General features: G+C 71.1%; 26 protein-coding genes. 9 read left to right on the top strand and 17 right to left on the bottom strand.

Translation table 11 applies throughout. From position 1 onward, the window contains the following. Positions 1–12 precede the first annotated feature (12 nt). The 3 genes from ACFJGV_RS15815 to ACFJGV_RS15805 form a co-directional block, all read right to left on the bottom strand. Positions 13–1,050 carry a BMP family protein gene (locus ACFJGV_RS15815; protein ID WP_378144941.1) on the bottom strand — a complete coding sequence of 346 codons (1,038 nt, stop codon included), beginning with the start codon at positions 1,048–1,050 and terminating at the stop codon, positions 13–15. Next, positions 1,013–1,867 (bottom strand): GntR family transcriptional regulator, encoded by an 855-nt coding sequence (locus ACFJGV_RS15810; protein ID WP_378144940.1) that lies wholly within the window; start codon positions 1,865–1,867, stop codon positions 1,013–1,015. Before ACFJGV_RS15810 ends, ACFJGV_RS15815 begins: the two co-directional genes overlap by 38 nt. 148 nt (positions 1,868–2,015) lie before the next feature. Then, positions 2,016–2,708: a TetR/AcrR family transcriptional regulator gene (locus ACFJGV_RS15805; RefSeq protein WP_378144939.1), complete on the bottom strand. Its 693-nt coding sequence runs from the start codon at positions 2,706–2,708 to the stop codon at positions 2,016–2,018. Positions 2,709–2,800: 92 nt separating this feature from the next. On the opposite strand from ACFJGV_RS15805, the gene ACFJGV_RS15800 reads away from it, so the two are divergent. Further along, on the top strand, positions 2,801–3,637 hold the full coding sequence (locus tag ACFJGV_RS15800) for an SDR family oxidoreductase (protein ID WP_378144938.1): 837 nt from the start codon (positions 2,801–2,803) through the stop codon (positions 3,635–3,637). Between the two features lie 21 nt (positions 3,638–3,658). On the opposite strand, the gene ACFJGV_RS15795 is transcribed toward ACFJGV_RS15800, so the two are convergent. The 5 genes from ACFJGV_RS15795 to ACFJGV_RS15775 all read right to left on the bottom strand — a co-directional run bounded on the left by ACFJGV_RS15795 (position 3,659) and on the right by ACFJGV_RS15775 (position 6,559). Then, positions 3,659–4,309 carry an HAD family hydrolase gene (locus ACFJGV_RS15795; protein WP_378144937.1) on the bottom strand — a complete coding sequence of 217 codons (651 nt, stop codon included), beginning with the start codon at positions 4,307–4,309 and terminating at the stop codon, positions 3,659–3,661. 132 nt (positions 4,310–4,441) lie between these two features. Then, positions 4,442–4,738, bottom strand: a complete 297-nt coding sequence (locus ACFJGV_RS15790) for a putative quinol monooxygenase (protein ID WP_378144936.1) — start codon at positions 4,736–4,738, stop codon at positions 4,442–4,444. A 38-nt stretch (positions 4,739–4,776) separates the two neighbouring features. Next, complete coding sequence (locus ACFJGV_RS15785) at positions 4,777–5,292, bottom strand: flavin reductase family protein (protein WP_378144935.1); 516 nt, start codon at positions 5,290–5,292, stop codon at positions 4,777–4,779. Then, the gene (locus ACFJGV_RS15780; RefSeq protein ID WP_378144934.1) at positions 5,289–5,858 is read right to left on the bottom strand and encodes an NADPH-dependent FMN reductase; all 570 of its coding nucleotides are present in this window, start codon (positions 5,856–5,858) and stop codon (positions 5,289–5,291) included. Before ACFJGV_RS15780 ends, ACFJGV_RS15785 begins: the two co-directional genes overlap by 4 nt. Positions 5,859–6,193: 335 nt before the next feature. Continuing rightward, positions 6,194–6,559 carry a DUF952 domain-containing protein gene (locus ACFJGV_RS15775; protein WP_378144933.1) on the bottom strand — a complete coding sequence of 122 codons (366 nt, stop codon included), beginning with the start codon at positions 6,557–6,559 and terminating at the stop codon, positions 6,194–6,196. Between the two features lie 160 nt (positions 6,560–6,719). Here ACFJGV_RS15775 and ACFJGV_RS15770 point away from each other — a divergent pair, with 160 nt between their 5' ends. Continuing rightward, positions 6,720–7,871, top strand: coding sequence for an AAA family ATPase (locus ACFJGV_RS15770; RefSeq protein ID WP_378144932.1), 1,152 nt, complete (start codon positions 6,720–6,722; stop codon positions 7,869–7,871). Positions 7,872–7,893: 22 nt separating this feature from the next. On the opposite strand, the gene ACFJGV_RS15765 is transcribed toward ACFJGV_RS15770, so the two are convergent. Then, positions 7,894–8,784: a neutral zinc metallopeptidase gene (locus ACFJGV_RS15765; RefSeq protein WP_378144931.1), complete on the bottom strand. Its 891-nt coding sequence runs from the start codon at positions 8,782–8,784 to the stop codon at positions 7,894–7,896. 64 nt (positions 8,785–8,848) lie between these two features. On the opposite strand from ACFJGV_RS15765, the gene ACFJGV_RS15760 reads away from it, so the two are divergent. Beyond that, positions 8,849–9,292 carry a YdeI/OmpD-associated family protein gene (locus ACFJGV_RS15760; protein WP_378144930.1) on the top strand — a complete coding sequence of 148 codons (444 nt, stop codon included), beginning with the start codon at positions 8,849–8,851 and terminating at the stop codon, positions 9,290–9,292. Between the two features lie 143 nt (positions 9,293–9,435). Here ACFJGV_RS15760 and pip read toward each other — a convergent pair whose 3' ends face one another. Further along, entirely contained in the window at positions 9,436–10,413 is a 978-nt protein-coding gene (gene pip / locus ACFJGV_RS15755) for a prolyl aminopeptidase (RefSeq protein WP_378144929.1), read from the bottom strand. A gap of 94 nt (positions 10,414–10,507) precedes the next feature. Here pip and ACFJGV_RS15750 point away from each other — a divergent pair, with 94 nt between their 5' ends. Further along, a complete protein-coding gene (locus ACFJGV_RS15750; protein ID WP_378144928.1) occupies positions 10,508–11,386 on the top strand; it encodes a hypothetical protein in 879 nt (292 codons plus the stop codon). 3 nt (positions 11,387–11,389) lie between these two features. On the opposite strand, the gene ACFJGV_RS15745 is transcribed toward ACFJGV_RS15750, so the two are convergent. After that, a complete protein-coding gene (locus ACFJGV_RS15745; RefSeq protein WP_378148745.1) occupies positions 11,390–11,878 on the bottom strand; it encodes a MarR family winged helix-turn-helix transcriptional regulator in 489 nt (162 codons plus the stop codon). 54 nt (positions 11,879–11,932) lie between these two features. Here ACFJGV_RS15745 and ACFJGV_RS15740 point away from each other — a divergent pair, with 54 nt between their 5' ends. The 5 genes from ACFJGV_RS15740 to ACFJGV_RS15720 all read left to right on the top strand — a co-directional run bounded on the left by ACFJGV_RS15740 (position 11,933) and on the right by ACFJGV_RS15720 (position 19,888). Continuing rightward, the gene (locus ACFJGV_RS15740; RefSeq protein WP_378144927.1) at positions 11,933–12,856 is read left to right on the top strand and encodes a DMT family transporter; all 924 of its coding nucleotides are present in this window, start codon (positions 11,933–11,935) and stop codon (positions 12,854–12,856) included. A gap of 199 nt (positions 12,857–13,055) precedes the next feature. Then, a complete protein-coding gene (locus tag ACFJGV_RS15735) occupies positions 13,056–16,349 on the top strand; it encodes a S8 family serine peptidase (RefSeq protein WP_378144926.1) in 3,294 nt (1,097 codons plus the stop codon). 301 nt (positions 16,350–16,650) lie between these two features. After that, on the top strand, positions 16,651–17,100 hold the full coding sequence (locus ACFJGV_RS15730; RefSeq protein WP_378144925.1) for a helix-turn-helix transcriptional regulator: 450 nt from the start codon (positions 16,651–16,653) through the stop codon (positions 17,098–17,100). Between the two features lie 5 nt (positions 17,101–17,105). Continuing rightward, on the top strand, positions 17,106–17,528 hold the full coding sequence (locus tag ACFJGV_RS15725) for a VOC family protein (protein ID WP_378144924.1): 423 nt from the start codon (positions 17,106–17,108) through the stop codon (positions 17,526–17,528). A 2-nt stretch (positions 17,529–17,530) separates the two neighbouring features. Next, a complete protein-coding gene (locus tag ACFJGV_RS15720) occupies positions 17,531–19,888 on the top strand; it encodes an ATP-binding cassette domain-containing protein (RefSeq protein WP_378144923.1) in 2,358 nt (785 codons plus the stop codon). A gap of 97 nt (positions 19,889–19,985) precedes the next feature. On the opposite strand, the gene ACFJGV_RS15715 is transcribed toward ACFJGV_RS15720, so the two are convergent. The 6 genes from ACFJGV_RS15715 to ACFJGV_RS15690 form a co-directional block, all read right to left on the bottom strand. After that, a complete protein-coding gene (locus ACFJGV_RS15715; protein WP_378144922.1) occupies positions 19,986–20,330 on the bottom strand; it encodes a VapC toxin family PIN domain ribonuclease in 345 nt (114 codons plus the stop codon). A gap of 68 nt (positions 20,331–20,398) precedes the next feature. After that, positions 20,399–20,689, bottom strand: coding sequence for a hypothetical protein (locus ACFJGV_RS15710; protein ID WP_378144921.1), 291 nt, complete (start codon positions 20,687–20,689; stop codon positions 20,399–20,401). Positions 20,690–20,748: 59 nt separating this feature from the next. Continuing rightward, positions 20,749–21,465 carry a response regulator gene (locus ACFJGV_RS15705; protein WP_378144920.1) on the bottom strand — a complete coding sequence of 239 codons (717 nt, stop codon included), beginning with the start codon at positions 21,463–21,465 and terminating at the stop codon, positions 20,749–20,751. Further along, entirely contained in the window at positions 21,462–22,769 is a 1,308-nt protein-coding gene (locus ACFJGV_RS15700) for a sensor histidine kinase (protein WP_378144919.1), read from the bottom strand. The genes ACFJGV_RS15705 and ACFJGV_RS15700 overlap by 4 nt, the downstream gene beginning before the upstream one ends. Next, positions 22,712–23,542, bottom strand: coding sequence for an ABC transporter permease (locus ACFJGV_RS15695; RefSeq protein WP_378144918.1), 831 nt, complete (start codon positions 23,540–23,542; stop codon positions 22,712–22,714). The genes ACFJGV_RS15700 and ACFJGV_RS15695 overlap by 58 nt, the downstream gene beginning before the upstream one ends. After that, positions 23,539–24,513: an ABC transporter ATP-binding protein gene (locus ACFJGV_RS15690; RefSeq protein ID WP_378144917.1), complete on the bottom strand. Its 975-nt coding sequence runs from the start codon at positions 24,511–24,513 to the stop codon at positions 23,539–23,541. Before ACFJGV_RS15690 ends, ACFJGV_RS15695 begins: the two co-directional genes overlap by 4 nt. Positions 24,514–24,706: the final 193 nt, after the last annotated feature.

Below are 24,706 nucleotides of genomic sequence, written 5' to 3'. Positions count from 1 at the left end.
CTCCCTGAGGGGTCAGTTCCCCGAGTAGAAGTCGGGGTATCCCTGGTCGACGACGTTCCAGACCTTGATCTTGCCGTCGATGATCTGCTGCTTCAGGTCGTCGATCTTGTCGATGGTCGCCTGGCCGATCGCATCCTTCGTGTACTGGAAGTCGGTGAGGCCGACGCCGTCCTCCTTCAGCCCCAGCTGCAGCGTCTGGCCGCCGGGGAAGGAGCCGTCCTTGAAGTCCTTCAGCACGGTCTCCATGGCGACGTCGGTGTGCTTGAGCATGCTCGTGAGCACGTTGCCCTGGGCGAGTCCGTCCTGGTCGGTGTCGACGCCGATCGCGTAGCGGTTGGCGTCTTTCGCGGCCTGGATCACGCCGGTGCCGGTGCCGCCGGCGACCGCGTAGACGATGTCGGCGCCCTGCTCGTACATCGACTGCGCGAGCTGCTGTCCCTTGGTGGGGTCGCCGAAGTCGTTCGAGTAGGCGGTGAGCACCTTCACGTCGGGGTCGACGTCGTGCGCACCCTGGATGTAGCCGACCGCGAACTTGTCGATGCCGGCGCTCTGCGCGCCGCCGATGAAGCCGATCACCTTGTCGGGGTTGATCTTCGGATCGGAGGTGTTGACGGTCTGCATCGCGGCGAGAGCGCCCGCGAGGTAGGAGCCCTCCTGCTCCTGGAAGAGCACCGAGGCGACGTTGTCGCCCTTCGCCTCCGCGTTGACGATGACCCAGTCGGTGCTCGGGTAGTCCGCCGCCACCTTCGGGAGGATCTCGGCATGCGAGTACTCGAGGTCGATGACGACGCCGACACCCTCGTCGCCCGCGCGACGGAGCACCTGCTCGCCCTGCCCGACCACGTCGTCGGACTCGATCGGCGAGCCCTGCATCCCGGTGTCGGTGAGGCCCTGCTGGAAGCCCTTGTAGGCGAGGTCGTTGTACGACTCGTCGCCGAGCCCGCCTTGGGCGATGATCAGGGCTGCGCTGCCGCCGCCGCCGGCCGAGTCGGTGCTTCCTGCAGAGCCGCCGTCACCGGCGCAGGCGCTCAGCGTCAGCAAGGCCGCCACCGGTACGAGTGCCAGTGCGATTCGTCGTTTCATGATCTTCTCCGGGTGTCGTGGGTGCGAATGCGATGTGGTACAGGTACTGCGTCCCGAGGTACCGGGCACGGACGACCTCGACGAGTCGCCCCTCCGTGTCGCGCGAGGCGCGCACGATCTCGATGAGAGCGGTCCCCGCCTCCACTCCCAGCAGCTCCGCGTCGACGGCGCTGGCGTTGATCGCGCGCAGCGTCTCGTCGCCGGAGCTGAGGTAGATGCCGTTCTGACGGAGCGCGCCGTAGAACGAGAAGTCCGGACGCGCCGCGTTGGGCTCGGTGAGCCCGATCCGCTCGGCCACGTCGGCGGGTACGAGCGTGCGGTGGAGTCCGACGGGGTCGGAGCCCACGGTCCTGAGCCGTTCCACCAGGACGAGCGGCTGCCCGTCGCCCTCGTCCGGGCCGATCGGCTCGCGGTCGAAGGCCGACACGGGCCGGTCGGGGTCGCCGGCGGCGAAGTGCTCGAACGAGAGCAGCGTGCTCCCGGGGGTGAGGCCCAGGCCGTGCACGTGCTCCGAGAAGCTGTTGAGCTGAGGGAGCTGACGCTCCATCGGCAGGGCGCTGACGAACGTGCCCTTGCCCTGGCGGCGCATGACCACTCCGCGATCGATGAGGGTGTCGAACGCCTTGATGACGGTGGCGCGGCTGAGGCGGTTCTCGCTGGCGAGGACGGTCTCGCTCGGGAGCAGGTCCCCCGGCTTCAACCTCTCCGAGGCGATGAACGCCTCGATCGCGTCGGCGAGCTGCACATACAGCGGCTGCGCTCCGCGTCCGTGGTTCAGTTCCACTCGCATGTTGATGTCTCCGTCGTCTGCTCAACCGCTTGTCCGGTCAAGTGAACTGTAACGACCGCAGCGCTGTCAAGAGGTGGAGGAAATCGACCTTTTACAGGCGGAAACATGCTCGTAACGTGGGCAGGGCGGAGTCGCTGCCGGGTCAGGAGCGGTGGGAGCCCTCGATCCCCGTGATGATCGCCTGCAGCGCGAAGTCGCGCCGGGACCGATCATCCGGGCCCGTCAGGAGCGCCGCCGCCCGCGTCACCCGCGGGAATCGGTCGGCATCGGCGGCCTCGAAGGCCGAGCGCACTCGACGCCGTTGGTCGTCATCGTGCGGGCGATCGAGGCGCACGCCGCGCTCGACCGCCGACGACGCGGCGAACTGTGCGAGCAGGTCGACCGCCAGCGCCGCGCGCTCCTCCGGCACCCCACCGGCCTCCATCAGCGAGAGCTCGTGCTCGGCGAGCCGGAGCGCACCGGGGAGTGTGGGGATCGAGCCCAGCGCGACCGCACCCAGCCCGGGGTACCGCCCGAGCGTGTCGATGGTGTGGACGACCGTTCCCGCGAGCGCCTCGCGCCATCCCCGCCCGCGGCCGCCGCGCCCGACGTCGACGAGCTCCACCTCCGCGTAGACGGTGTCGAGCACATGCTCGAGCAGGATGTCGCGGCTGCCGAAGTACGCGTACAGCGAGGCCGGACCGGTCTCCACGCGCTCGGCCACGTGACGGAGCGCGACCGCCTCGACACCCCTCTCGCGGATGAGCGCCCTGGCCGCCTCGACGATCGCCTGCCGCGACAGCGGCGCCTTCGAGGGACGGCTGCGGCGCGACACCGGCTCGTCGGGAGTGGTCATGTCGCCAGGGTAGCACTTGACACGAAGGCCATTCGTGACGAACATTGTTCGCGAACATCGTTCGTTTGAACGTGTCGCACGAGGAGGAAGAGATGTCGGTTCTGGTGATGGGTGCGAGCGGCACCATCGGCGGGTCGGTCCTGCAGGGTCTGCTCGAGCGGGGTGTGGAGGTGCGGGCCACGAGCCGCACCCCGGAGAGGCTGACGCTCCCCGCGGCGGTGCGGACCTTCGCCGCCGATGCGACCGAGCCGGCATCGTTCTCCGATGCCCTCGAGTCGGTCGAGCGCGTGTTCCTCTACGCGGATCTGCCCGAGCCGGAGGCGCTGCTCGCCACGATCGCAGGCGCCGACGTGCGGCACGTCGTACTCCTCTCATCGGCGTCGACGACGTCGCCCGGGGCTGCGGACGACTACAACGGCTCCCGCTTCCTCCGGGTCGAGCAAGCCGTGGCCGACGCGGGCCTGGCGCACACGTTCCTGCGTCCGTGCGAGTTCGCGAGCAACGCGGCGCGCTGGAGCTGGGGCATCAAGGGCGAGGGCGCCGTGCCTCTCCCCCATCCGGATGCAGTGCAGACACCCATCCACGAACAGGACATCGCCGATGTGGCCGTCGTGGCGCTGACCGGCGACACGCTCGTCGGGGCCGCGCCGATCCTCACGGGCCCGGAACGTCTGACGCTGCGGCAGCAGGTCGCGATCATCGGCGAGGTCATCGGGCGGCCGCTCTCGGTGGTCGAGCAGACGGAGGCCGAGTCGGCCGCCATGCTCTCGGCCCACGTGCCCGACGTGTGGGTGCGGCAGATCCTCAAGGGCTGGCGCGAGGCGGTCGGCACGACTCCCGCGATCTCGGACGAGTACACGCGGATCACCGGTCGGTCCCCGCGCACGTTCCGCACCTGGGTCGCGGAGCACGCCGACCTGTTCCGCTGAGGCGGCGTCCGCCGCCCGGGCTCAGGCGACGGCGACCTGGTCGATCAGAACCGCGAGCCCGGCCAGATCCTCGATCACCGCGGTAGCCCCAGCGCACCGCAGAGCCTCGGCGGCATCACCGTCGCACGCGACCCCCACCGCCGCGTAGCCCGCCGCCGAGGCGCTGCGCATCTCGTCGGTCGTATCGCCCACGAACAGCGCCTCCGCTCGCTGCGGGCGCAGGCGCACCAGGGTCTCGTAGCGGTCCGCGACCGAGGGCGTGATCGAGTGGAAGACGGCGGGAACCTGCAGGGTGCGCTGGTCGTAGCGGATGGCCGCCGCCGATGCCGACGAGACCACCCCGAGCCAGCATCCGGCCGCGGCGAGATCGACGAGCACCTCGGCGACCCCCTCGCGCAGGTGTGCGCGCGTCCGCCCGAGCTCGTCGCTCCATTCCGCCTCCGCGGTCGCGGCCTCCTCGCCGACCATCCCGAGATCGGCGAACACCCTCGCCATCGGGAGCCTGAAGCGGGCCGCGAACTCCGCCTCGCCGAGGGAGGGCAGGCCGCGCGCCGACAGCACGGCGTTGAGCGCTGCGCGCATCCGATCGGCGTCGACGACGATGGTGCCGGTCCAGCCGAGCACCACCATGGTGCCGGACAGCCGGCGTGCGGGGTGGGCGGCGGGAGCCATCCCCGAAGAGTACGAATCGGCGGTGAACGATCCGGTGAACGACCCTCGACCGGGGGGTGAACGCCTCGCCGATGGCGGCGCCTCGGCGGGCTGCGCGAGCCGGAGCGGCGCGCGGCGCGAGCGTGCGCGGCGTCAGATGGAGTCGTCGACCACCGTGCGCGTGAGCGTCGGCGCCTCGGCGAGCAGCTCACGCAGAGCGGATGCGCCCTCCGGAGTGGCCCTCCAGGCGCGGTAGGCGTCGTCGTGCTCGATCGACGCCCAGTGCTCGACGATCAGCCAGTGCGTCTCGTCGGTCGCATCGCGGGCGACCTGCACGCCGGTGTTGCCGTCGAACGCGCGAGTCGCGGCGAGCACGTCGTGCACGATGCCGGGCGCGTCGGCCAGGCGGTCGGCTCGGATGCGGACGTCGAGGAGGGAGATGACGCTCATGCGCTCACCCTACGACTCGCACCCGGGGTCGTCGAGTGTCAGCTCGCGAGCTCGTCGGCATCGCGCAGGTGGCGGTACCTGCCCTTGAAGAAGAGCAGCGGCTCGTGCCGATGCCACTCGGGCGGGCTGATCTCGTTGACGCGTCCGATGACGATCTGATGGTCGCCGGCCTCATGCTCGGCCCAGATCTCGCAGTCGAGCCACATGAGCGTGTCGTCGATCACGGGATTGCCGGCCCGGGTGGGCTGCCAGCGGATGCCCGCCCACTTGTCGGTGCCCTTCCGGGCGAACTGGTTCGACACCGAGTCCTGGTGGTGCGAGAGGACGTTGACCGCGAACCGGCCCGTGTCGCGGATGCGCGGATACGTGGTCGAGGTCGTCATCACGCTGAACGAGACCAGCGGCGGATCCATCGAGACGCTGTAGAACGACTGGCAGGTGAACCCGATCGGGCCCTCCTCGTCGGTGCCCGTGATGATCGTGATGCCGGAGGCGTAGTGGCCGAGAGTGTCGCGGAAGGCGCGCGCGTCGATGTCGGTGCCGATCGCGGTCACGACGCCACCTCCTGTCGTGCCGCGTCCTGCACCGCGGGGGTCTGGCCGCCGACGTGCGCGGCGACCGCGGCGAGGCGCCGGAGGTTCGCCGCGTACTCGGCTGCGGCGGTCTCGACGATCTCGTCGAGGTGGTCCATCTGGCTCGCGACGAAGTAGAAGCCGCGCCCGGGCACGGTGGCCCCGAGCTCGACGAGCAGCGGGGCGAGGTTCACCGTCGGACCCATCGAGTGGGTGAGGTCGCCGCCGGTGTGCACGGGGATCGCGGTCACGCCCGCCAGCCCGTTGGCCGGGTAGCGGTCGAGGAACGCCTTGAGGAGGCCCGTGTACGTGGCCTTGTACGTGGGCGAGGCGAACACGGCGAGGTCGCTCTCGGCGACCAGGGCGTTCAGCGCCGACATCCTCTCGGACGGCCAGGCGAAGATCTCATCCGTGTGGTCGGCGAGGTCGATCACCTCCCGCTCGTACGAGCCGGGCACGAGCAGCTTCTCCACGAGCGTCTCGGCGACCCTCCGCGTCCGCGACTGCGGCTTCGGGTTGCCGACGACGACCACGACCTTCAACGTCATCTTCTTCTCACATCTCGCCGGTGGGCAGGAAAGGCGAGACGGCTCCGCTGCGACGCGGGACAGCACCAGAAGGGAGGAGCGAACCTCGCGCGCAGACGTCGACGTCTCTCACACACCACCGAGATCTTGTGGCCCGGTGGGCCCGCAACGGCTTACGTTGCCCCTCCAGTATGCGCCGCCGATGTCTCATCGCCGTGGCGAGCACGGAAGTGTGACGGCGGATGACGCGGTGGCGCGCCTGGGTGCGCGGGCGCCAGGATCCGCGGGCGTCCGGGCAGCGCGGGGGTCAGGGCAGCACGGGCGCCAGAGCGCGCGAGCGTCAGAGCGCGCGGGCGTCAGGGCAGCGCGGGCGTCTCCCAGCCGTCCGCGCGCCGGGCGAGCGGATGGACGGCGACGACCACGTCGTCGTCCCACGGGATCGGCGCGAGGATGTGCGGGAACCGCCGTCCGCCCTGCTCCTCCCACTCGAGCCCGATGCTGCGCGAGGCCAGCCCGTCGGGGTCGATCTCGAGCAGCACCAGCGGCAGCGCGAGGTCGGCGTAGAAGCTGTCGAGCACGAAGGGCACGTCCGCGGCGGTGGCCGCGTGCACGAACCCCGCGTCGTCGAACGACACCCCCCGCGTCGACGCGGTGTACTCCCCCATCGCCTCGCTCATCGTCCAGTCGTCCGCGATGGCCACGTGGTAGATCCGCTCCGTCATCCCTCCATCCTCTCCCCTCCGGGGACCCGTCTCTTCCGGGGACCCGCTTCGCGCCGGGAGAGACGCTCCGGCAACGGGGCATCCGACCATGACCGCGATCCGACGATGTCTCCGCAGTCGACGCTGGCGCGGTGTCGGCGGGGCGGGAGAGGATCGAGGGGTGCTCACCACCGTCGCCGTGTCCGGCTACCGCTCGCTCGTCGACCTCGTGGCGCCGCTCGGGCCGCTCACCGTGGTGCACGGGGCGAACGGCACGGGCAAGTCGAGCCTGTACCGCGCGCTGCGACTCGTCGCCGGGCTCGCCGACGACTCCGCGGTCGCCTCGCTCGCCCGTGAGGGTGGCCTCGACGACGTGCTGTGGGCCGGTCCCGAGTCGCCGGCCGGGCCGGGGGTCCCGGCACAGGGCACGGTGCGGAAGCGTCCGGTCAGCCTGCGGCTGGGCTTCGCGTCCGACGACCTCGGCTACGTCGTCGACCTCGGCCTCGCCGGCGGCGATCCGCGTTCCCTCTTCCGGCGCGATCCCGAGATCAAGCTCGAGCAGATCTTCGCCGGGCCGGTCGCCCGCCCCGCCGCGCTCCTCGTCGACCGCCGGCACACGCACGTCCGGGTGCGCGACGGCTCCTGGTCCGACCTGTCGCGCCCCGTGGGCGTGCACCGCAGCATCCTCAGCGAGGTGGCGGATGCGGAGGCCGTCCCCGAAGCGGCGTCCCTCCGCATCCGGATGCGCGGCTGGCGCTTCTACGACAACCTCCGCACCGATGCCGCCGCCCCGGCCCGACAGCCGCAGATCGGCACCCGCACGCTCGCCGTCGCCGGCGACGGGCGCGACGTCGCGGCCGCCGTCCAGACGATCCTCGAGCAGGGGCAGGCCACCCTCCTCGCCGAGGCGATCGACATGGCGTTCCCCGGTTCGCGGCTCTCGGTGCGCTCGAGCGACGGTGTGTTCACGCTCGAGCTGCACCAGCCGGGGCTGCTGCGCCCGCTCAGCGCGGCGGAGCTCTCCGACGGCACGCTCCGCTTCGTGCTCCTCGCCACAGCGCTGCTGAGCCCCGATCCACCGGGGCTCCTGGTGCTCAACGAGCCCGAGACCGGGCTCCACGTCGATCTCCTGCCCGCGCTCGCCCAGCTCATCTCCCGCGCGGTGTGGCCGAGTCAGGTGATCGTGATCACCCACTCCACCGCGCTCGCCGAGCTGCTCGTCGGCGACGTGCCCGACGCTCTGTCGCTCACCCTGCAGAAGACGAGCGGCGAGACGCGCCTCGCCGGCTTCGGCATCCTCGACGTCCCGCTCTGGGACTGGCCCCGCCGCTGAGAGCGGGCGGCGCGGCCCCGGCTCAGAGGGCCGACTCGGGCACCGAGAAGGTGTCGCAGGCCGAGGGCCCCGAGTCGAACCCGGTCTGGAACCACTGCTGCCGCGACGCGGACGACCCGTGCGTCCACGTGTCGGGGTCGATCGCGCCGCCGGACTGCTGCTGGATGCGGTCGTCGCCGATCACGGAGGCCGCATCGAGAGCATCCGCGATCTGCTCCTTCGTGAGCGGCTCGAGGAAGGCGACGCCGTTCTGGTCGGTCGTGTCGGATGCCGCGGCCGCCCACGCGCCGGCATAGCAGTCGGCCTGCAGCTCGGTGCGCACCGATTCGGATCCGGCGCCCGTGCCGCGGTCGGTGCCGTCGACGCCGCCGCTGAGACGCTGGATGTGGTGTCCCCACTCGTGCGCCACGACGTACATCTGGGCGAGGGTGCCGCCGTTGGCTCCGAACCGCGAGCGCAGCTCGTCGAAGAAGGAGGTGTCGAGGTAGATGGTCTCGTCGGCCGGGCAGTAGAACGGCCCGACGGCGCTCGTGGCCGACCCGCATCCGGTGGAGGTCTGCCCGGTGAAGAGCACGAAGTCGGCAGGCGACCGGTAGCTCAGCCCCAGTGCGGGCGCCTCGCCCGACCAGTACACGTCGAGGGAGTTCGCGGCCCCGACCATGAGGCACTCGGTGTCGGCGTTGGCGGCTTCGCCGGTCGTGCACCGGTCGAGCGACTCCTCCTGCACCGGACCCGAGCCCACCGCGCCGCCGCCTGCGACGCCGGCGAGCCCGGTGAGGTCGACGCCGAGGAACTGCGAGAGCACGATGAGCCCGATCACGACCAGCGCGCTGCCGCCGCCGACGGCGACCCCCGTGGTGCGCCGCTTCGAGACCTTGCTGGGATCGAGGCGGGAGCGGTCGTCGAACGTCATGCGCCTGACGCTACTGCGATCCGGCCTCTTGAGCCCGTGTCCGTCCTCGCGCTAGCGTTCGCGCATGAGCGTGACGTTCGAGACGACACTGGTGGGGGCGGGCAAGACCGCGACGGGCATCGACGTGCCCGCCGAGGTGGTCGAGGCGCTCGGCGGCGGCCGGCGCATCCCGGTGGCGGTGACGATCAACGGTCACACCTACCCGAGCACCATCGCATTCATGGGCGGTGTCGCGAAGATCCCGGTGAGCGCCGACATCCGTGCCAAGGCGGGCGGGATCGCGGCCGGCGATGCCATCACGGTGTCGCTCGAGAAGGACGACGCGCCCCGCAGCATCGAGGTGCCCGACGACCTGGCCGCCGCGCTCGCGGCGAACCCCGCCGCGGCGGCGGCCTTCGCGGCGCTCTCCTACAGCAAGCAGCGCGCGTTCGTCGATCCGATCGCGCAGGCCAAGGCGCCTGAGACCAGGGCCCGCCGGGTCGAGAAGGTCATCACCGACCTCGCCTGAGCCGAGCGGCCCGCCGCCCGACGCCTCGCGCCGCCCCACGCTGCGCCGTCCCGGTGCGTCGAGTCGCGAGAACTCGCCCTCCCCGTGCGCGCAGAAGGGCGCTTTCCCGCCGTTCGGCGAATCCGCCGCTGCTCGCCGGTGGGTCAGCGGGCGTCGGCGAAGCGGTCGGTGGCGGTGATGAGCGCGTCGAGGATGCCGGGCTCGTCGAAGGCGTGACCGGCGTCCTTGATGAGGTGCAGGTCGGCCTCGGGCCAGCGGTGGTGCAGGTCCCACGCCGTGAACGCGGGCGTGCACAGGTCGTAACGGCCGTGCACGATGACACCCGGGATGTCGCGCAGCTTGTCGGCGTCGCGGATGAGGAGGCCGTCCTCCATCCACCCCCGGTGCACGAAGTAGTGGTTCTCGATGCGCGCGAACGCGAGCGCCTGCCGCGGCTCGGCGAAGTGCTCGATCAGGTCGGGTCGCGGCTCGAGCGTGATGGTCGACGCCTCCCAGGTCGACCAGGCGACGGCGGCCTCCAGGGCCACCTGCGGATCCTCATCCCAGAGGAGGTTGCGGTAGGTGCCGATGAGGGTGCGCTCCTTCGACCGCGGATGCGCGTCGATGGGCGCCATGTAGCCCTCCCACAGGTCGGGCGCGATGGCCTGTGCCCCGCCCTCGTAGAACCAGTCGAGCTCGGTCGCGCGGAGGGTGAAGATGCCCCGGAGGATGAGCTCCGTGACCTTGTCGGTATGGGTCTCGGCGTACGCCAGCGCCAGCGTCGACCCCCAGGAGCCGCCGAAGACCATCCACTTCTCGATGTCGAGGTGCTCCCGCAGGCGCTCGATGTCGGCCACGAGGTGCCACGTCGTGTTCGTGTCGAGATCGGACGGCGAGGTCGCCTCGCTGACATGCGGGGTGCTGCGCCCGCATCCGCGCTGATCGAACAGCACGATGCGGTACTTCGCCGGGTCGAACAGCCGTCGATGGTCCGGGCTGGTGCCCGCGCCCGGACCGCCGTGCAGGAACACGACCGGCTTGCCCTCCGGGTCGCCCGACTGCTCCCAGTAGATCTGGTGGCCATCGCCGACGTCGAGCATGCCCGACGCGAACGGCTCGATCTCGGGATAGAAGCTGCGCATGCGCCGAGCCTAGCCTGGGCGGGTGCGCGCCCGCGGTCGGCGCCGCTGGCGACCTCGCGAGCACCGCCGCGGACGCCGGTGTACTCTGCGGGTCATGACCCGCCGCGCGCTCCTCACGCTGGTCGCCTGTCTGGCTGTCGTCGTGGGGCTCGTGACGTGGAGCGTGTCGGCCGTCGCCGTCATCGGCGGGGTGCAGCTGGCGTCGTCGCTCCTCGATCGGGGCCACCAGCCCGATCCGGAGCTCGTGGTCGACGACGCGGCCCCCTACGCCGGCCTCTCCTCCGACGACGAGCTCATGTTCCCGGTCTCGGCCGGCCGGCTCGGCGCGGCCTCAGACGGTACCGAGCCGGATGCCCTCGTGAACGAGGTATGGCAGCTCTACAGCACGGTCGCGGGCGACGACGTCTCGCGGATGGACGCGTTCGCCGTGTTCGACGACGACCAGGACACCGTGATGGCGTCGGTGTGGCGCGACACGAGGTCGGGCAAGACCTGGGCGCTCGACGTCAACCTCGCGTTCGCCCACGATCGCGACGAGCTCGAGCTGACGCTCATCCACGAGTTCGGCCATGTGCTCAGCCTGTCGCTCGACCAGGTGTCCGAGGCGAAGGGCAGCTGCCCGACGATCGACATGCCCGAGGGATGCGCGCACGACGACTCGTACATCGCCGCCTTCCTCGAGAGGTTCTGGCCCGCCGAGTCGACGTGGCCCGACAGCAGCGACGACGAGGCGATCGACACCTGGTTCCGAGACAACGGCGGCTATCACTCGTTCGTCAGCCGCTACGCCGCCACGAGCGGGATCGAGGACTTCGCCGAGAGCTGGGCCGCATACGTCACGGCCGACGACCCGGGGCACTCGCCACGCGACGACGACGCGCACGCGGTCCGCGCGCAGAAGGTGCTGTTCTTCGAGGACTACCCGGATCTCGTCGCCCAGCGCGATCGCATCCGCTCAGCACTCGGCTACTGACGCTCAGTCGCCGCCGAGCGCGCGCATCCAGCCGGCGAGGATGCGCTCGAGCGCGGCCCGATCGGCGGCGTCGAGCATCGACACGAGGCGGTGCTCGTTGGCGAGGTGCTCGGCGAAGGCGGAGTCGATCACCTCGCGTCCGCGAGCGGTGAGCGCGACCACGCGCCCCCTGCCGTCGGTCTCGCTCGCCCTCCGGGTGACGAGCCCGGCCGTCTCCAGACGGTCGATGCGCTTCGACATCGCGCCGCTCGTCACCATCGTGTGCTCGGCCAGGTCGCCGGGCGTCCTCTCGAAGGGCTCACCGGCGCGCCGCAGGGTGGCGAGCACGTCGAAGTCGCCCTCCCCCAGACCGTGAGCGGCGTACACCTCGACGAGCTCGTCGGTGAGCAGGGCCGCCGTGCGGTGGAGGCGCCCGATGACGCCCTGGGGCGAGGGGTCGAGGTCGGGGCGCTCTCGACGCCACTCCTCCTGGATGCGCGCCACTCGATCCATCACCTCATCGTCCACCCCTCGACAATAGCTTCCGCGGAAGATAGATTGTCTTCCATGGAAGCTACTTGGCGATGGGCCGCCATCACGGCCGTGGCCCCGATCGCGTGGGGCGCGACCTACTTCGTCACGCTGCACCTCCTCCCCCACGGCTACCCCTTCTGGGGCGGGGCCCTGCGGGCGCTCCCCGCGGGGCTGATCCTGCTCGCCGTCACCCGCCGACTCCCTCGCGGATCGTGGTGGTGGCGCTCCCTGGTGCTCGGCACCCTCAACATGGGCGCCTTCTTCGCCCTGGTCTACGTGGCCGCGCAGCTGCTGCCCACGAGCATCGCCTCCACCGTCATGGCGCTCTCCCCCGTGCCGCTGATGCTCCTCGGCTGGGCGCTCCTCGCGCAGCGACCGGCGATCCCGGCGGTGATCGGCGCGGCGCTCGGGATCGTGGGTGTCGTCGTCATGCTCGCCGGTGGCGGGGGTGCGATCGACGGCTGGGGCCTCGCCGCCTCCCTCACCGCGATGCTGATGTCGTCGGTCGGCTTCGTGCTCGCCCGCCGCTGGAGCGACGGCGTCGACGCGCTGTCGCTGTCGGCGTGGCAGCTGATCGCCGGCGGGCTCGTGCTGCTGCCCCCGGCCCTCCTCCTCGAGGGCGCCCCTCCACCCGTCGACGCGGTGTCGCTCGGCGGCTTCGCATTCGTGAGCATCGTGGCCGGCGCGATCGCGTTCGCCTGTTGGTTCAGCGGACTCAAGCACCTCGACGCCGGTGTGGTCGGCCTCATCGGCCTGCTCAACCCCGCCACCGGGGTGGTGCTCGGCACGGTGCTCGCCGGCGAGTCGTTCACCGCGCGGCAGGTGGTGGGGCTCTGCCTGGTGGCCGCGGGGGTCCTGCTCGGTCAGCCGGCACTCTCAGCACTGATCGCGAGACTCGGCCGCCGACGCGAGACGGAGACGTTGCTCGCACGTACCCCGAACGGGGGCGAACAGTAGACGAACTCCGGGCAAACGGAAAGACTGCACTTCGCCCGACTTTCTCCGCATAATCGGAGGACATTCATGCCGAGCTCACATGTTCGGCGGATCCACCCCCTCCTGCAGAAAGCCGGTCTCCGTGCGCCTCACCCCCGCGTCACCCCAGCGTTCAGAACGAATCCCGCGGCCACGGGGCCGCACGGTACGAGGAGCGGGGGTGGCCGTGGCGGTGACCGCGCTGGTCGCCGCGAGCGCCCTGTCCGTCACGCCCGCCTCGGCGGCGCCCACCGGTACGGTGACGCGCCCCTCCGCCGGGCCGACCGCGCCCGTCTCCTACGACGACGGCACGTACATCGTGACGCTGGTCGGCGATCCCGCCGCCACCTACGCGGGTGATCAGGGCTTCGCCGCCACCGCGCCGAGCGAGGGCGACCAGCTCAAGGCCGCCGAGCCCGAGGTGCAGGCCTACTCAGAGCACCTCGAGACGCAGCAGGATGCCGTGGCCGCGTCGGTCGGCGCGGCCGTCGACTACAGCTACACGCTGACCCTCAACGGATTCTCGACGAACCTCAGCGGGGCACAGGCCTCCGAGCTCGCCGGCCGGAAGGACGTCGCCTCCGTGGTGAAGTCGGAGGTGCAGCACATCGACCGCGCAGCCTCGGTCGCACCCGCCGCGGCGACGGCACCCTCGGCGCCCGTCGCCCCCGCGGCTGTCACGCCCTTCCCGAACACCGGGCAGGAGTCGTCGATCGACTTCCTCGGTCTCACCGGCCCCGGCGGCGTCTGGTCCGACCTCGGCGGTGCCCAGGCCGCCGGAGCCGGCATCGTGATCGGCGACCTCGACACCGGCGTCGCGCCCGAGAACCCGTCGTTCGCCGGCGATCCGCTCGGCACGGCGGCCGGCGCCGCCCCGTACCTCCAGGACGGGAGGATCACGTTCGACAAGTCGGACGGATCCACCTTCTCGGGCGAGTGCGAGACCGGCGTCGCCGGGCCGCTGCCCGCCAACGCCGACCCCGAGTGGACCGGCGGCGAGTGCAACACCAAGCTGATCGGCGCACGCTGGTTCCTGCCCACCTCGCTCTACGGCAAGGTCGGCTCGACCGATCGGCCCGAGTACCTGTCGCCGCGCGACAGCGACGGCCACGGATCGCACACCACGTCGACCGCGGGCGGCAACGCCGACGTCGACGCGACCATCGGCGACTACGACTTCGGAAGCATCTCGGGTGTGGCCCCGGCCGCGAAGGTGGCCGAGTACAAGGTCTGCTGGAACGGCAACGGCACCGACACCGATGACGGCTGCTACACCGAGGCGATCCTCGCGGCCATCGAGGCCGCGGTCGCCGACGGCGTCGACGTGATCAACTTCTCGATCGGCGGCGGCAGCGCCACGAGCACGTTCTCGCTCGAGGACCAGGCGTTCTTCGGCGCGGCCGCCGCGGGCGTCTTCGTCGCCGCGTCGGCGGGCAACTCCGGTCCGGGTGCCAGCACGCTCGACCACGCCTCCCCGTGGTACACCACGGTGGCGGCCTCCTCCGTCCCGACGTACATGGCCACCGCCGAGCTCGGTGACGGCACCTCGTTCGCGGGCTCGTCGATCACCGTGCACGACCCGCTGACCGCTCCCCTGGTGCTGGCCGCCGACGTGGCCGGCGACTCGGGCGATCCGGAGATCTGCGAGGCGGGCAGCCTCGACCCGGCGCTCACCGCCGGCAAGGTCGTCGTCTGCGAGGCGGGTGTCACCGCCCGCGTGTCGAAGTCGGCCGAGGTGGCTCGCGCCGGTGGCGTGGGCATGCTCCTCGTGAACCCGTTCCCGAACGCCATCCACGCCGACGACCACTCCGTGCCGTCGATCCAGATCGATTCGGATGCGTACGACGCGATCTACGCCTACGCCGCGACCCCGGGTGCGACGGTCACGCTCGTAGCGGGGAACACGACAGGGGAGACCCGGCCGGTGCCCCAGGTGGCCGGCTTCTCGTCGCGCGGCCCGGCCGAGGCCGATGGCGCCGACGTGCTGAAGCCCGACATCACGGCCCCTGGCGTGTCGATCCTGGCTGACGGGGCCAACCCGCAGGGCGAGGACCCGACGTTCCAGTTCGAGTCGGGCACGTCGATGTCCGCTCCGCATGTGGCCGGTCTCGCCGCGCTCTACCTGACCCAGCAGCCGAAGGCCTCGGTCTCGGCGATCCGTTCGGCGATGATGACCTCGTCGTACCCGGCGAAGGACCTCGACGGCAGCGACTCGAGCGACGTGTTCGCGCAGGGCGCCGGCCATGTCGATCCGACGCGGATGTTCGAGCCCGGCCTGGTCTACGACAGCGGCCCGTCCGACTGGATCGCCTTCCTCGAGGGCGAGGGGTACGTCTTCACCGAGCCGACCGGCGTCGAGCCGATCGACCCGTCCGACCTCAACCAGGCCTCGATCGCGATCGGTTCGCTCGCCGGCACGCAGACCGTCACGCGCACCGTCACCTCGACGGCCGCGGGCGACTACACCGCCGCCGTCTCGGTGCCCGGTGTCGACGTCACGGTGTCGCCGTCGACGCTGCACTTCGACGGCCCGGGCGAGACGCAGACCTACACGGTCACGTTCGACGAGGCGGGCGCCCCGCTCGACGAGTTCGCCACCGGCTACCTCATCTGGACCGAGAAGGGCGGCGACACCGTGCGCAGCCCGATCGCGGTGCGGCCGGTCGCGGTCGCGGCTCCGTACGAGGTGAGCGCGACGGGCAACTCGGGCAGCGTCAACGTCCCGATCACCCCGGGTGTCGACGGCTCGCTGCCGCTCAGCGTGACGCCGCTCGTGCAGGGCACCCAGGTGCTCGACCCGAGCGCATCCGATGGGCACAGCGGCACGCTGCCTGCCGGTCAGCAGTCGATCAGCGAGATGACGGTGCCCGAGGGTGCGACGTTCGCGCGATTCGATCTCGACTCGGTGGTCGACACCGCCGACTTCGACCTCTTCGTCGATCTCCTCGATGCGGACGGCAATCCGGTGACGTCGTACACGTCGGCGACCGGCTCCGCCGATGAGCGCATCGACATCGAGGCGCCGAAAGCGGGCACCTACCGGGTGACGGTCGACGTCTACGCCGTGCCGTCCGATGCGACGACGGCGACCTGGGATCTCACGGAGTACCTGCTCGGCGTGGGCACCCCGAGCGGCTCGCTCACCACGGTGCCCACCGCGGTCGACGGGACCGCGGGTGTGGAGACCGGCTACGACGTGGTCTGGCAGGGCCTCGACGGCCCCGCCCGCTACCTCGGCGCCGTCTCCTACGGCGACACGGGCCTCTCCACCCTGGTCTCCATCGCCGCCCCGCTGGCCCTCCCCCCGGCGCCCACCCCCGCCGACCCCGGCACCCCCGGCACCGGAGCGGGCAGCACCCAGCTCGCCGCCACCGGCGCCACCCCCACCCTCCCCCTGACGCTGGCCGCGCTCGCCCTCCTCGCGGGCGCCGCGACCACAATCGTCACCCTGAGGAGGCGCCGCCCCACCTCCTGACCTGACCCCGCGACAGCGCATCAAGCGGAAGGGCTCGCCGAATGGCGGGCCCTTCTCGCTCTCCTTCTCCGAAGCTCAAGCAGAGGAGGGCTCACCGAAGGTGGCCCGACGCCACCCCGCGTCCAACGGAGAGGGAAGGTCGAACGGAGTGGCTGAATCGGTCCGGGTCGCAGGCATCGGGTCTGGCGGGGCGCCGAAGGCGCCGGGACTGCGACCCGGACCGATTCAGCCACTCCGTTCGACCGCTCCCCCGCTCAGACACCCCACACCCAAGCCCACGAGAGATGCGAAGATGGCTCGCATGGGCACACCGACCGTCCCCACCCGCGACCTCACCGAGCTCGTCCTGCTCCGCCGTGTCCGCGACCGCATCGACCGCGACTACGCCTCCCCCCTCGACGTCGAGGCCCTCGCCCGCGGCGCCCACGTCTCCGCAGGCCACCTCTCCCGCCGCTTCAAGGCGGCATTCGGCGAATCCCCGTACTCGTACTTGATGACCCGGCGCATCGAACGCGCGAAGGCCCTGCTGCGGCGCGGCGACAAGACCGTCACCGAGGTCTGCTTCGAGGTCGGCTGCCAGTCCCTCGGCACGTTCAGCACGCGTTTCACCGAACTGGTCGGCGTCCCGCCGAGCGTGTACCTCCGCCGTCCCACGGACGAGCTCTCGGGTCTCCCGGCGTGCACGGCGAAGCAGGTCTCGCGACCGATCAGGAATCGAGAAGCGCCCGCATCCGCCCCGAAGATAGCGTGAAGAGCATGACGACGACGACGACCACCACCATCCACTCCAGCTTCCTGCCGCACACCGATCCGGATGCGTCGCTCGCGTTCTACCGCGACGTCCTCGGGTGGGAGGTGCGTAACGACGTGCGCTGGGACGGCAACGCTTGGATCACCGTCGGCCCGGCCGACCAGCCCGACACGGCGATCGTGCTGCACCCGCCGACCGCGTCGCCGGGCCTGACGGAGGACGAGCAGCGGACCCTCCTCGAGCTGGTCGCGAAGGGCAGCTTCTTCGGCGTCAACCTCGCCAGCGACGACCTCGACGCGCTCTTCGCGTCGCTCGAGTCGAACGGGGCTGAGGTCGTGCAGGAGCCGACGGACCAGCCGTACGGGGTGCGCGACTGCGCGTTCCGCGATCCCGCGGGCAATCTGCTCCGCATCCAGCAGAAGGGTTGAGCGTGGCGGAGCACGTCGCAGACGGTCATGACGTCATCCGGGTGCACGGCGCTCGCGAGAACAACCTCAAGGACGTCAGCGTCGTGCTCCCGAAGCGCCGGCTCACGGTGTTCACCGGGGTGTCGGGGTCGGGCAAGAGCAGCCTCGTGTTCGACACGATCGCGGCCGAGTCGCAGCGCATGATCAACGAGACGTACAGCGCGTTCGTGCAGGGCTTCATGCCGACGCTCGCGCGACCCGACGTCGACGTGCTCGAAGGGCTCACGACGGCGATCATCGTCGATCAGGAGCGGATGGGGTCCGACCCGCGTTCCACGGTGGGCACGGCGACGGATGCGAACGCGATGCTCCGCATCCTGTTCTCGCGGCTCGGCGTGCCGCACATCGGGTCGCCGCAGGCGTTCTCGTTCAACGTGGCGTCGGCGAGCGGGAAGGGCGCGATCACGGTCGATCGCGGTGAGCGGACGAAGGCGGTGCGCGCCGACTTCTCGATCGTCGGCGGGATGTGTCCGCGCTGCGAGGGTCGCGGCGCCGTGACCGACATCGATCTCACCCAGCTGTTCGACGACTCGAAGTCGCTGTCGGAGGATCCGTTCATGATCCCCGGGTACACGGGCGACGGCTGGATGGTGCGCATCTACGCGGAGTCGGGCTTCTATCCGGCCGACAAGCCGATCCGCGACTTCACCGCGAAGGAGCGCGATGCGTTCCTCTACGGCGAGACGACGAAGGTGAAGATCCAGGGCGTCAACCTCACCTACATGGGTCTCATCCCGAAGCTCCAGCAGTCGATGCTGTCGAAGGACAAGGAGTCGATGCAGCCGCACATCCGCGCCTTCGTCGACCGTGCGGTGACGTTCATCACCTGCCCCGAGTGCGAGGGCACGAGGCTCAGCCAGGGAGCCCGGTCGTCGAGGATCGGCGGGGTGAGCATCGCGGATGCGTGCGCGATGCAGATCACGGATCTCGCCGAGTGGGTGCGGGCCCTCGACGAGCCGAGCGTGGCGCCGTTGCGGGAGAACCTCTCGCAGCTCCTCGACTCCTTCGTCGACATCGGGCTCGGCTACCTGAGCCTCGACCGATCGTCGGGCACGCTGTCGGGCGGCGAGGCGCAGCGCACGAAGATGGTGAAGCACCTGGGGTCGAGCCTGACCGACATCACGTACGTGTTCGACGAGCCGACCGTGGGACTGCATCCGCACGACATACGCCGCATGAACGAGCTGCTGCAGCAGCTGCGCGACAAGGGCAATACGGTGCTCGTGGTCGAGCACAAGCCGGAGGCGATCGCGATCGCCGACCACGTCGTCGATCTGGGCCCGGGGGCGGGTGCCGGCGGTGGGGAGGTGGTCTTCGAGGGCACGGTCGAGGGGCTGAGGTCGAGCGGGACGCTCACCGGGCGCCACCTCGACGACCGGGCGACGCTCAAGGAGTCGGTGCGGAAGCCGACCGGCGCGATCGAGGTGCGCGGGGCGACGACGAACAACCTCGTGGGAGTCGACGTCGACATCCCGCTCGGCGTGCTCACCGTGCTGACCGGGGTCGCCGGGTCGGGGAAGAGCTCGCTCGTCCGCGGTTCGGTGGCGAAGCGCGACGGGGTCGTGTCGGTCGACCAGACCCCGATCCGCGGGTCGCGGCGCAGCAACCCGGCGACCTACACCGGTCTGCTCGAGCCCGTGCGGAAGGCCTTCGCGAAGGCGAACGGGGTGAGGCCGGCGCTGTTCAGCTCGAACTCGGAGGGCGCCTGCCCGGTGTGCGGCGGCGCGGGCGTGGTGTTCACCGACCTCGGGCCGATGGCGAGCGTGTCGACGGTGTGCGAGGCGTGCGAAGGACGCCGCTTCGCCGACTCGGTGCTCGAGTACCGGCTGGGCGGCAAGGACATCAGCGAGGTGCTGGCGCTGCCGGTGACGGCGGCGCTGGAGTTCTTCGCGTCGGGTGAGGCGCGCACGCCGGCCGCGGTGGCGATCCTCGAGAGGCTGGCGGACGTGGGCCTCGGCTACGTGACGCTCGGCCAGCCGCTGACGACCCTGTCCGGCGGAGAGCGGCAGCGCCTCAAGCTGGCCACGCACCTCGGCGACAAGGGCGGCGTCTTCGTGCTCGACGAGCCGACGACGGGTCTCCACCTCGCCGACGTCGAGAACCTGCTGGGCCTCCTCGACCGCCTCGTCGACGGCGGCCGCACCGTGATCGTGATCGAGCACCACCAGGCGGTGATGGCGCACGCCGACTGGATCATCGACCTCGGCCCCGGCGCCGGCCACGACGGCGGCCGCATCGTCTTCGAGGGCACCCCCGCCGCCCTCGTCGCCTCCCCCTCCACCCTCACGGGCGAGCACCTCGCCGCCTACGTGGCCCCCTGACGCGTCCCCAGACGTGCCGCACCTGGCCTTGTCCAGGTTTCCGACGCCTTTTCCGCGATTCGCGACGTAAACCGGGACAAACCGGGGGGGGGGCGGGTCACTCCCAGGGGTTCACGACCTCGATCCCGCATCCCTCGAAGTCGCGCACGTTCCGGGTCCAGAGGACGCCCTCTCGGGACCGCACGATGGCGGCGATCTCCGCGTCGCTCTGGCTGATCGGCCGCCCACCGCCCCTCCGTGTCGCAACGATGTCGGCGTACTCGATGGAGGCCGCCCAGTCGAACGGAAGCACGCAGCCACTGAAGTACGTCGAGAGCATCCTGGCGTACCGCGAACCGAGCACCTCGCGCCGTGTGCCGCGAGGCATCTTGGCTACGCCGAGAAGGATCTCGCCGACGGTGACCGCCGTCACATTCCCGGCATTCCCGAGCAGCGGATCCACCCTCCGGAAGAGCCGAGGCTCCACATCGGGCTGGATGAGCGCCGACAGGACGTTCGTATCGAAGACGTTCACTCGTCGCGACGGACGATGAACTCGTCCCCCGAGAAGTCGACGTAACTCGCGACTGCGCTTCGGGGTGGGATCTCGAAGCCCTCCGTGTCCACACCCACGAAGAGCTCGTGGATGCGCTCGAAGAGCTCACCCACCGTGCGGGGCGGATCTGCATCCGCATGTGCGCTCACTGCCGCGTTCAGGATCTCGCGCACCTCGGCCTCCATCGAGCGCCCGTTCCGAGCAGCGCGAATGCGCAACGCATCGCGGGTCGACTCATCGAGATCTCGGACGGTGATCGTCGCCATCTCGCCCCCTCGTCGTGCTGTCAATGCTAGCACCGAGGGCGCCCGTCGTCGAGGGTTCCTCAGAGGGAGACGAGGCCGGCGCGGAGGGCGAGGATGACCGCCTGGACGCGGTCGCGGGCGTCGAGCTTCATGAGCACGCGGCCGACGTGCGTCTTCACGGTCGACTCCGAGAGGAAGAGGCTCGAGGCGATCTCGGTGTTGGTGAGCCCCTGCGCCATCGCGACGAGCACCTCGCGCTCGCGTTCGGTGAGCTCGCCGAGGCGCGCCGTCGTCTCGGCGTCGAGCGCGTGCGCAGCTCCGACGGGCGCGACGGGCGCCGACGACCCGCCCTGCGCATCCGCGAGCCGTCCGCTGACGATGTCGAGGAGGCGCCGCGTGACCCGCGGCGACACGGCGGCGTCGCCGGTGGCGACCGCCTCGATCGCCGCGGCCAGCTCGGCGGGCTGCGCGTCCTTCAGGAGGAACCCGCTCGCGCCGGCGTCGAGCGCGGCGAACGCGTACTCGTCGAGGTCGAAGGTGGTGAGGATGAGGATGCGCGACCCGGGGCTGGCCTGCACGATCGCGCGGGTGGCCTGGATGCCGTCGAGACCCGGCATGCGGACGTCCATGAGGATGACGTCGGGTGCGAGCACGGCGGCCTGCGCGATCGCCTCTCCCCCGTCGGACGCCTCGCCCGCCACGGCGAAGCCGCGCGCCTCGAGCACCATGCGCAGCCCCATCCGGATGAGCGGCTGATCGTCGACGAGCAGCAGTCTGATCGGGTTCGCGTCACTCATCGGGCGACCTCTCCGCGGGCGTCGAACTCCGCCGTGACTCGCCAGCCGTGCACTCCGACCGGCCCGGCCGACACGGTCCCTCCGTGCACGGCCACCCTCTCACGCATCCCGATCAGCCCGCTGCCGGATCCCACCGAGACGGCGCGTCGATCCGCCTCTCGGCCGTCATCGGTGACCGAGATGCGGATGCGGTCCGCCCCGTAGTCGAGGTCGACGTCGACCGCGGTGGGCTCGAGGGCGTAGCGGAGCGCGTTCGTGAGCGCCTCCTGCACCACACGGAACACGGTGAGCTGCGTGACCGGGTCGGCGGGCTCCGGGCCGCGCTCGGTGAACCGCACGGGGAGCCCGGCGGAGCGGTACGACTCGATGAGCTCGGGCAGCTCGGACAGGCCCGGCTGCGGCGCCAGCTCGCCCGGCTCCGGCGCCCGGTCGGAGGTCAGCACGCCGAGCGACCGGCGCATGTCGGCGAGGGCCCGACGCGCCGTCGACGCGGACTGGCGCACGGCCTCCCTCGCGACCTCCGGCGAGCGGTCGATGCTCGCCTCGGCGCCGTCGGAGAGCGCGACGATCACGGTGAGGCTGTGCGCCACGATGTCGTGCATCTCGCGGGCGATACGCGCCCGCTCGGCGGCGGTGGCGATCTGCGCCTGCTGGTCGCGCTCGCGCGCGAGCTGCCAGGCCCGGTCGAGGAGCGCCTGGATGTAGCGCCGCCGGTTGCCGAACGTGATGCCGACGAGGGTGGCGATCACGAGCGACATGGTCCACATGAAGGAGAAGCCGATGATGGTGATCGGATCGGTCTCCACGACGATCGAGCAGACGATCGCCGCGCCCGACGCGACGGCCGTCCAGATCCATGCCGCCCGGCTGCTGCGATACACCGCGAGCGCGTAGAGCGAGGCGATGACCGGGAACCACGTCAGCCCCGGCGAGAAGTGGGTTCCGAGCGCGTAGCTGGCGATGAACACCGCCACCGCCACCCCGGCGGTGACGTGCGGCACGTAGCGGCGGAAGACGAGGGCCCCCGTGACGAGGAGCGTGATGTAGAAGGCGACGGCAGTCGGCCAGAGTGGGCCGCCGCCGAGCACGTCGCGTGCGGCGACGACGAGCGTGAAGATCGCGGCGGGTGCCGAGTACACCGCCGCGATCATCACGTCGAGGAGCCACGGGTGCCGGGCGAAGAACGTCCGGATGAATCCGGGCGGCTTCGGCAGGCGCAGGTCGCGCGACTCGCGCAGGTCGTCGGTCAGGCGTCTCTCCTCGCCAGCAGGGCGGATGCGGTGACGAACGGCACCGCGACCCATCCGAGCATAACGAGCAGAGCCTGCCAGGGCTCGAACACCGAGCCCGATCCGAGCAGGGTCTGGCCCGCGGCGGACGGCAGCCAGTCGGTCACCACGGTGGCCCACTCGGCGCCGATGAAGCTGAGCACGATGGGTACGACGAGCAGCAGCCCGACGGAGACCGCGATGCCCGCCGCGGTGTTGCGCATGATGGCGCCGATCGAGAACGACAGCAGGCCGACGAGAGCGAGGTAACCCGCGGCGCCGATGAGCGGCCACCACACGGCGGGGTCGGTGAGGTCGGAGGCACCCGCGCGCGAGTCGATGATCGGCCAGGTGGCTGCGTAGGTGATGAGCACCGACACCAGCGACACGACGAACGAGGTCACCGCGAACACGAGCCCCTTGGCGACGAGCACGGGCAGGCGGGTCGGCACGGCGGTGAGCGTCGACCGGATCTGCCCGGTCGAGTACTCCCCGCTCACCACGAGCACGCCGAGCACGGCGATCACCAGCTGGTTGAAGAACACGCCGACCGTCGAGACGAGGACCGCGAACGATCCGACCGCCGCCGCGGAGCCCGCACCGGTGGGCGGGAGCGGGATGCTCAGGGCGGCCATCACACCCATGCCGATCTGGACGAGCAGCAGCACGAGCAGCACCCAGACGGTCGAGCGGACGGTGGTGAGCTTGATCCACTCCGACTTCAGGATCCCGGTGAAGCGCAGGCGCGCATCCGGCATCGTGACGTGGGAACGGCGGGCGATCTGGGGGGTCTCGACTGCGGCGGTCATCGCGCTGCCTCCTCGGAGACGGTCTGGCTGGGGGTGGGTGCGGCGGCGGTGGGCGCCGCGGGGGCGGTGAGCGACGTGCGGTACTCGACCTCGTCGCGGGTGAGGGCCATGTAGGCCTCTTCGAGCGAGCCCTGCACGGCCGTGAGCTCGTGCAGCGGGATGCCGTGGGCTGCGGCCGCGTCACCGATGGCGGCGGGGGCGAGCCCCCGGATCTCGAGGGCGTCGGCGGCCGTGCTCGTCACGGTGACGTCGGGCTGGGTGAGCACGCGGGCGAGCTCGCCCGCCCGGGGGCTGGCCACGCGCACGAAGCTGTGGGTGGCGGAGTCGACCACGGCCGACATGGCGGCGTCGGCGATGATCCGGCCCTTGCCGAGCACGATCAGGTGGTCGGCGGTGAGCGCCATCTCGCTCATGAGATGCGACGAGAGCAGCACTGTTCGCCCCTCTGCGGCGAGCTGCCGCACGAGTCCGCGCACCCAGTAGACGCCCTCGGGGTCGAGGCCGTTGACGGGCTCGTCGAGGATGAGCGTCTCCGGGTCGCCCAGGAGAGCGGCGGCGATGCCGAGGCGCTGGCCCATGCCGAGCGAGAAGCCGCCCACGCGCTTGCGCGCCACCGAGGTGAGGCCGGTGAGCTCGATCACCTCGTCGACCCGGCTGGTCGGGATGCGGTGGGTCGCGGCCAGCGCGCGGAGGTGGTTGCGCGCGCTGCGACCGGTGTGGACCCCCTTGGCGTCGAGCAGGACCCCGACCTCGTGGAGCGGGGCTCGGTGCTCGCGGTAGGCGCGGCCGTTGACGGTGACGGAGCCGGCCGAGGGACGGTCGAGCCCCACGATCATCCGCATCGTCGTCGACTTCCCGGCGCCGTTCGGGCCCAGGAAGCCCGTCACCTGCCCGGGACGCACGACGAAGTCGATGCCGTCCACCGCCGTCTTCGCGCCGTAGCGCTTGGTCAGGCCTCTCGCCTGGATCATGGATCCTCCTCGCGTTCGATGCGCGGCTCTCCACCGCACATCTCCACGCTAGGGATCCGACGGGCTCACCCCATCCGCCTCAGGTCCCGTCCTGCCCACCCGCCCTCGTACCCCGGTACCACTCTCGGGCTTTGTCCACGAAAGGCACCTCCCCGTCGTGGGGAACCTGCCTTTCGTGGACGAAGCCGAGCGA

Origin of the sequence: Cnuibacter sp. UC19_7 (assembly GCF_042699995.1) — a bacterium.
GTDB lineage: Bacteria > Actinomycetota > Actinomycetes > Actinomycetales > Microbacteriaceae > Cnuibacter.
Note: the sequence above shows the minus strand (reverse complement) of the source record. Positions and strands in the feature narration are given on the sequence as shown.

Coding starts and splice junctions, on each gene's coding strand:
- ACFJGV_RS15705 (WP_378144920.1), bottom strand. CDS start 21,465: ATGAGTGACGCGAACCCGATCAGACTGCTGCTCGTCGACGATCAGCCG.
- ACFJGV_RS15730 (WP_378144925.1), top strand. CDS start 16,651: ATGGGCACACCGACCGTCCCCACCCGCGACCTCACCGAGCTCGTCCTG.
- ACFJGV_RS15695 (WP_378144918.1), bottom strand. CDS start 23,542: ATGACCGCCGCAGTCGAGACCCCCCAGATCGCCCGCCGTTCCCACGTC.
- ACFJGV_RS15805 (WP_378144939.1), bottom strand. CDS start 2,708: ATGACCACTCCCGACGAGCCGGTGTCGCGCCGCAGCCGTCCCTCGAAG.
- ACFJGV_RS15740 (WP_378144927.1), top strand. CDS start 11,933: ATGGAAGCTACTTGGCGATGGGCCGCCATCACGGCCGTGGCCCCGATC.
- ACFJGV_RS15790 (WP_378144936.1), bottom strand. CDS start 4,738: ATGAGCGTCATCTCCCTCCTCGACGTCCGCATCCGAGCCGACCGCCTG.
- ACFJGV_RS15750 (WP_378144928.1), top strand. CDS start 10,508: ATGACCCGCCGCGCGCTCCTCACGCTGGTCGCCTGTCTGGCTGTCGTC.
- ACFJGV_RS15775 (WP_378144933.1), bottom strand. CDS start 6,559: ATGACGGAGCGGATCTACCACGTGGCCATCGCGGACGACTGGACGATG.
- ACFJGV_RS15760 (WP_378144930.1), top strand. CDS start 8,849: ATGAGCGTGACGTTCGAGACGACACTGGTGGGGGCGGGCAAGACCGCG.
- pip (WP_378144929.1), bottom strand. CDS start 10,413: ATGCGCAGCTTCTATCCCGAGATCGAGCCGTTCGCGTCGGGCATGCTC.
- ACFJGV_RS15725 (WP_378144924.1), top strand. CDS start 17,106: ATGACGACGACGACGACCACCACCATCCACTCCAGCTTCCTGCCGCAC.
- ACFJGV_RS15765 (WP_378144931.1), bottom strand. CDS start 8,784: ATGACGTTCGACGACCGCTCCCGCCTCGATCCCAGCAAGGTCTCGAAG.
- ACFJGV_RS15700 (WP_378144919.1), bottom strand. CDS start 22,769: ATGGGTCGCGGTGCCGTTCGTCACCGCATCCGCCCTGCTGGCGAGGAG.
- ACFJGV_RS15795 (WP_378144937.1), bottom strand. CDS start 4,309: ATGGCTCCCGCCGCCCACCCCGCACGCCGGCTGTCCGGCACCATGGTG.
- ACFJGV_RS15780 (WP_378144934.1), bottom strand. CDS start 5,858: ATGACGTTGAAGGTCGTGGTCGTCGTCGGCAACCCGAAGCCGCAGTCG.
- ACFJGV_RS15745 (WP_378148745.1), bottom strand. CDS start 11,878: ATGGATCGAGTGGCGCGCATCCAGGAGGAGTGGCGTCGAGAGCGCCCC.
- ACFJGV_RS15800 (WP_378144938.1), top strand. CDS start 2,801: ATGTCGGTTCTGGTGATGGGTGCGAGCGGCACCATCGGCGGGTCGGTC.
- ACFJGV_RS15710 (WP_378144921.1), bottom strand. CDS start 20,689: ATGGCGACGATCACCGTCCGAGATCTCGATGAGTCGACCCGCGATGCG.
- ACFJGV_RS15690 (WP_378144917.1), bottom strand. CDS start 24,513: ATGATCCAGGCGAGAGGCCTGACCAAGCGCTACGGCGCGAAGACGGCG.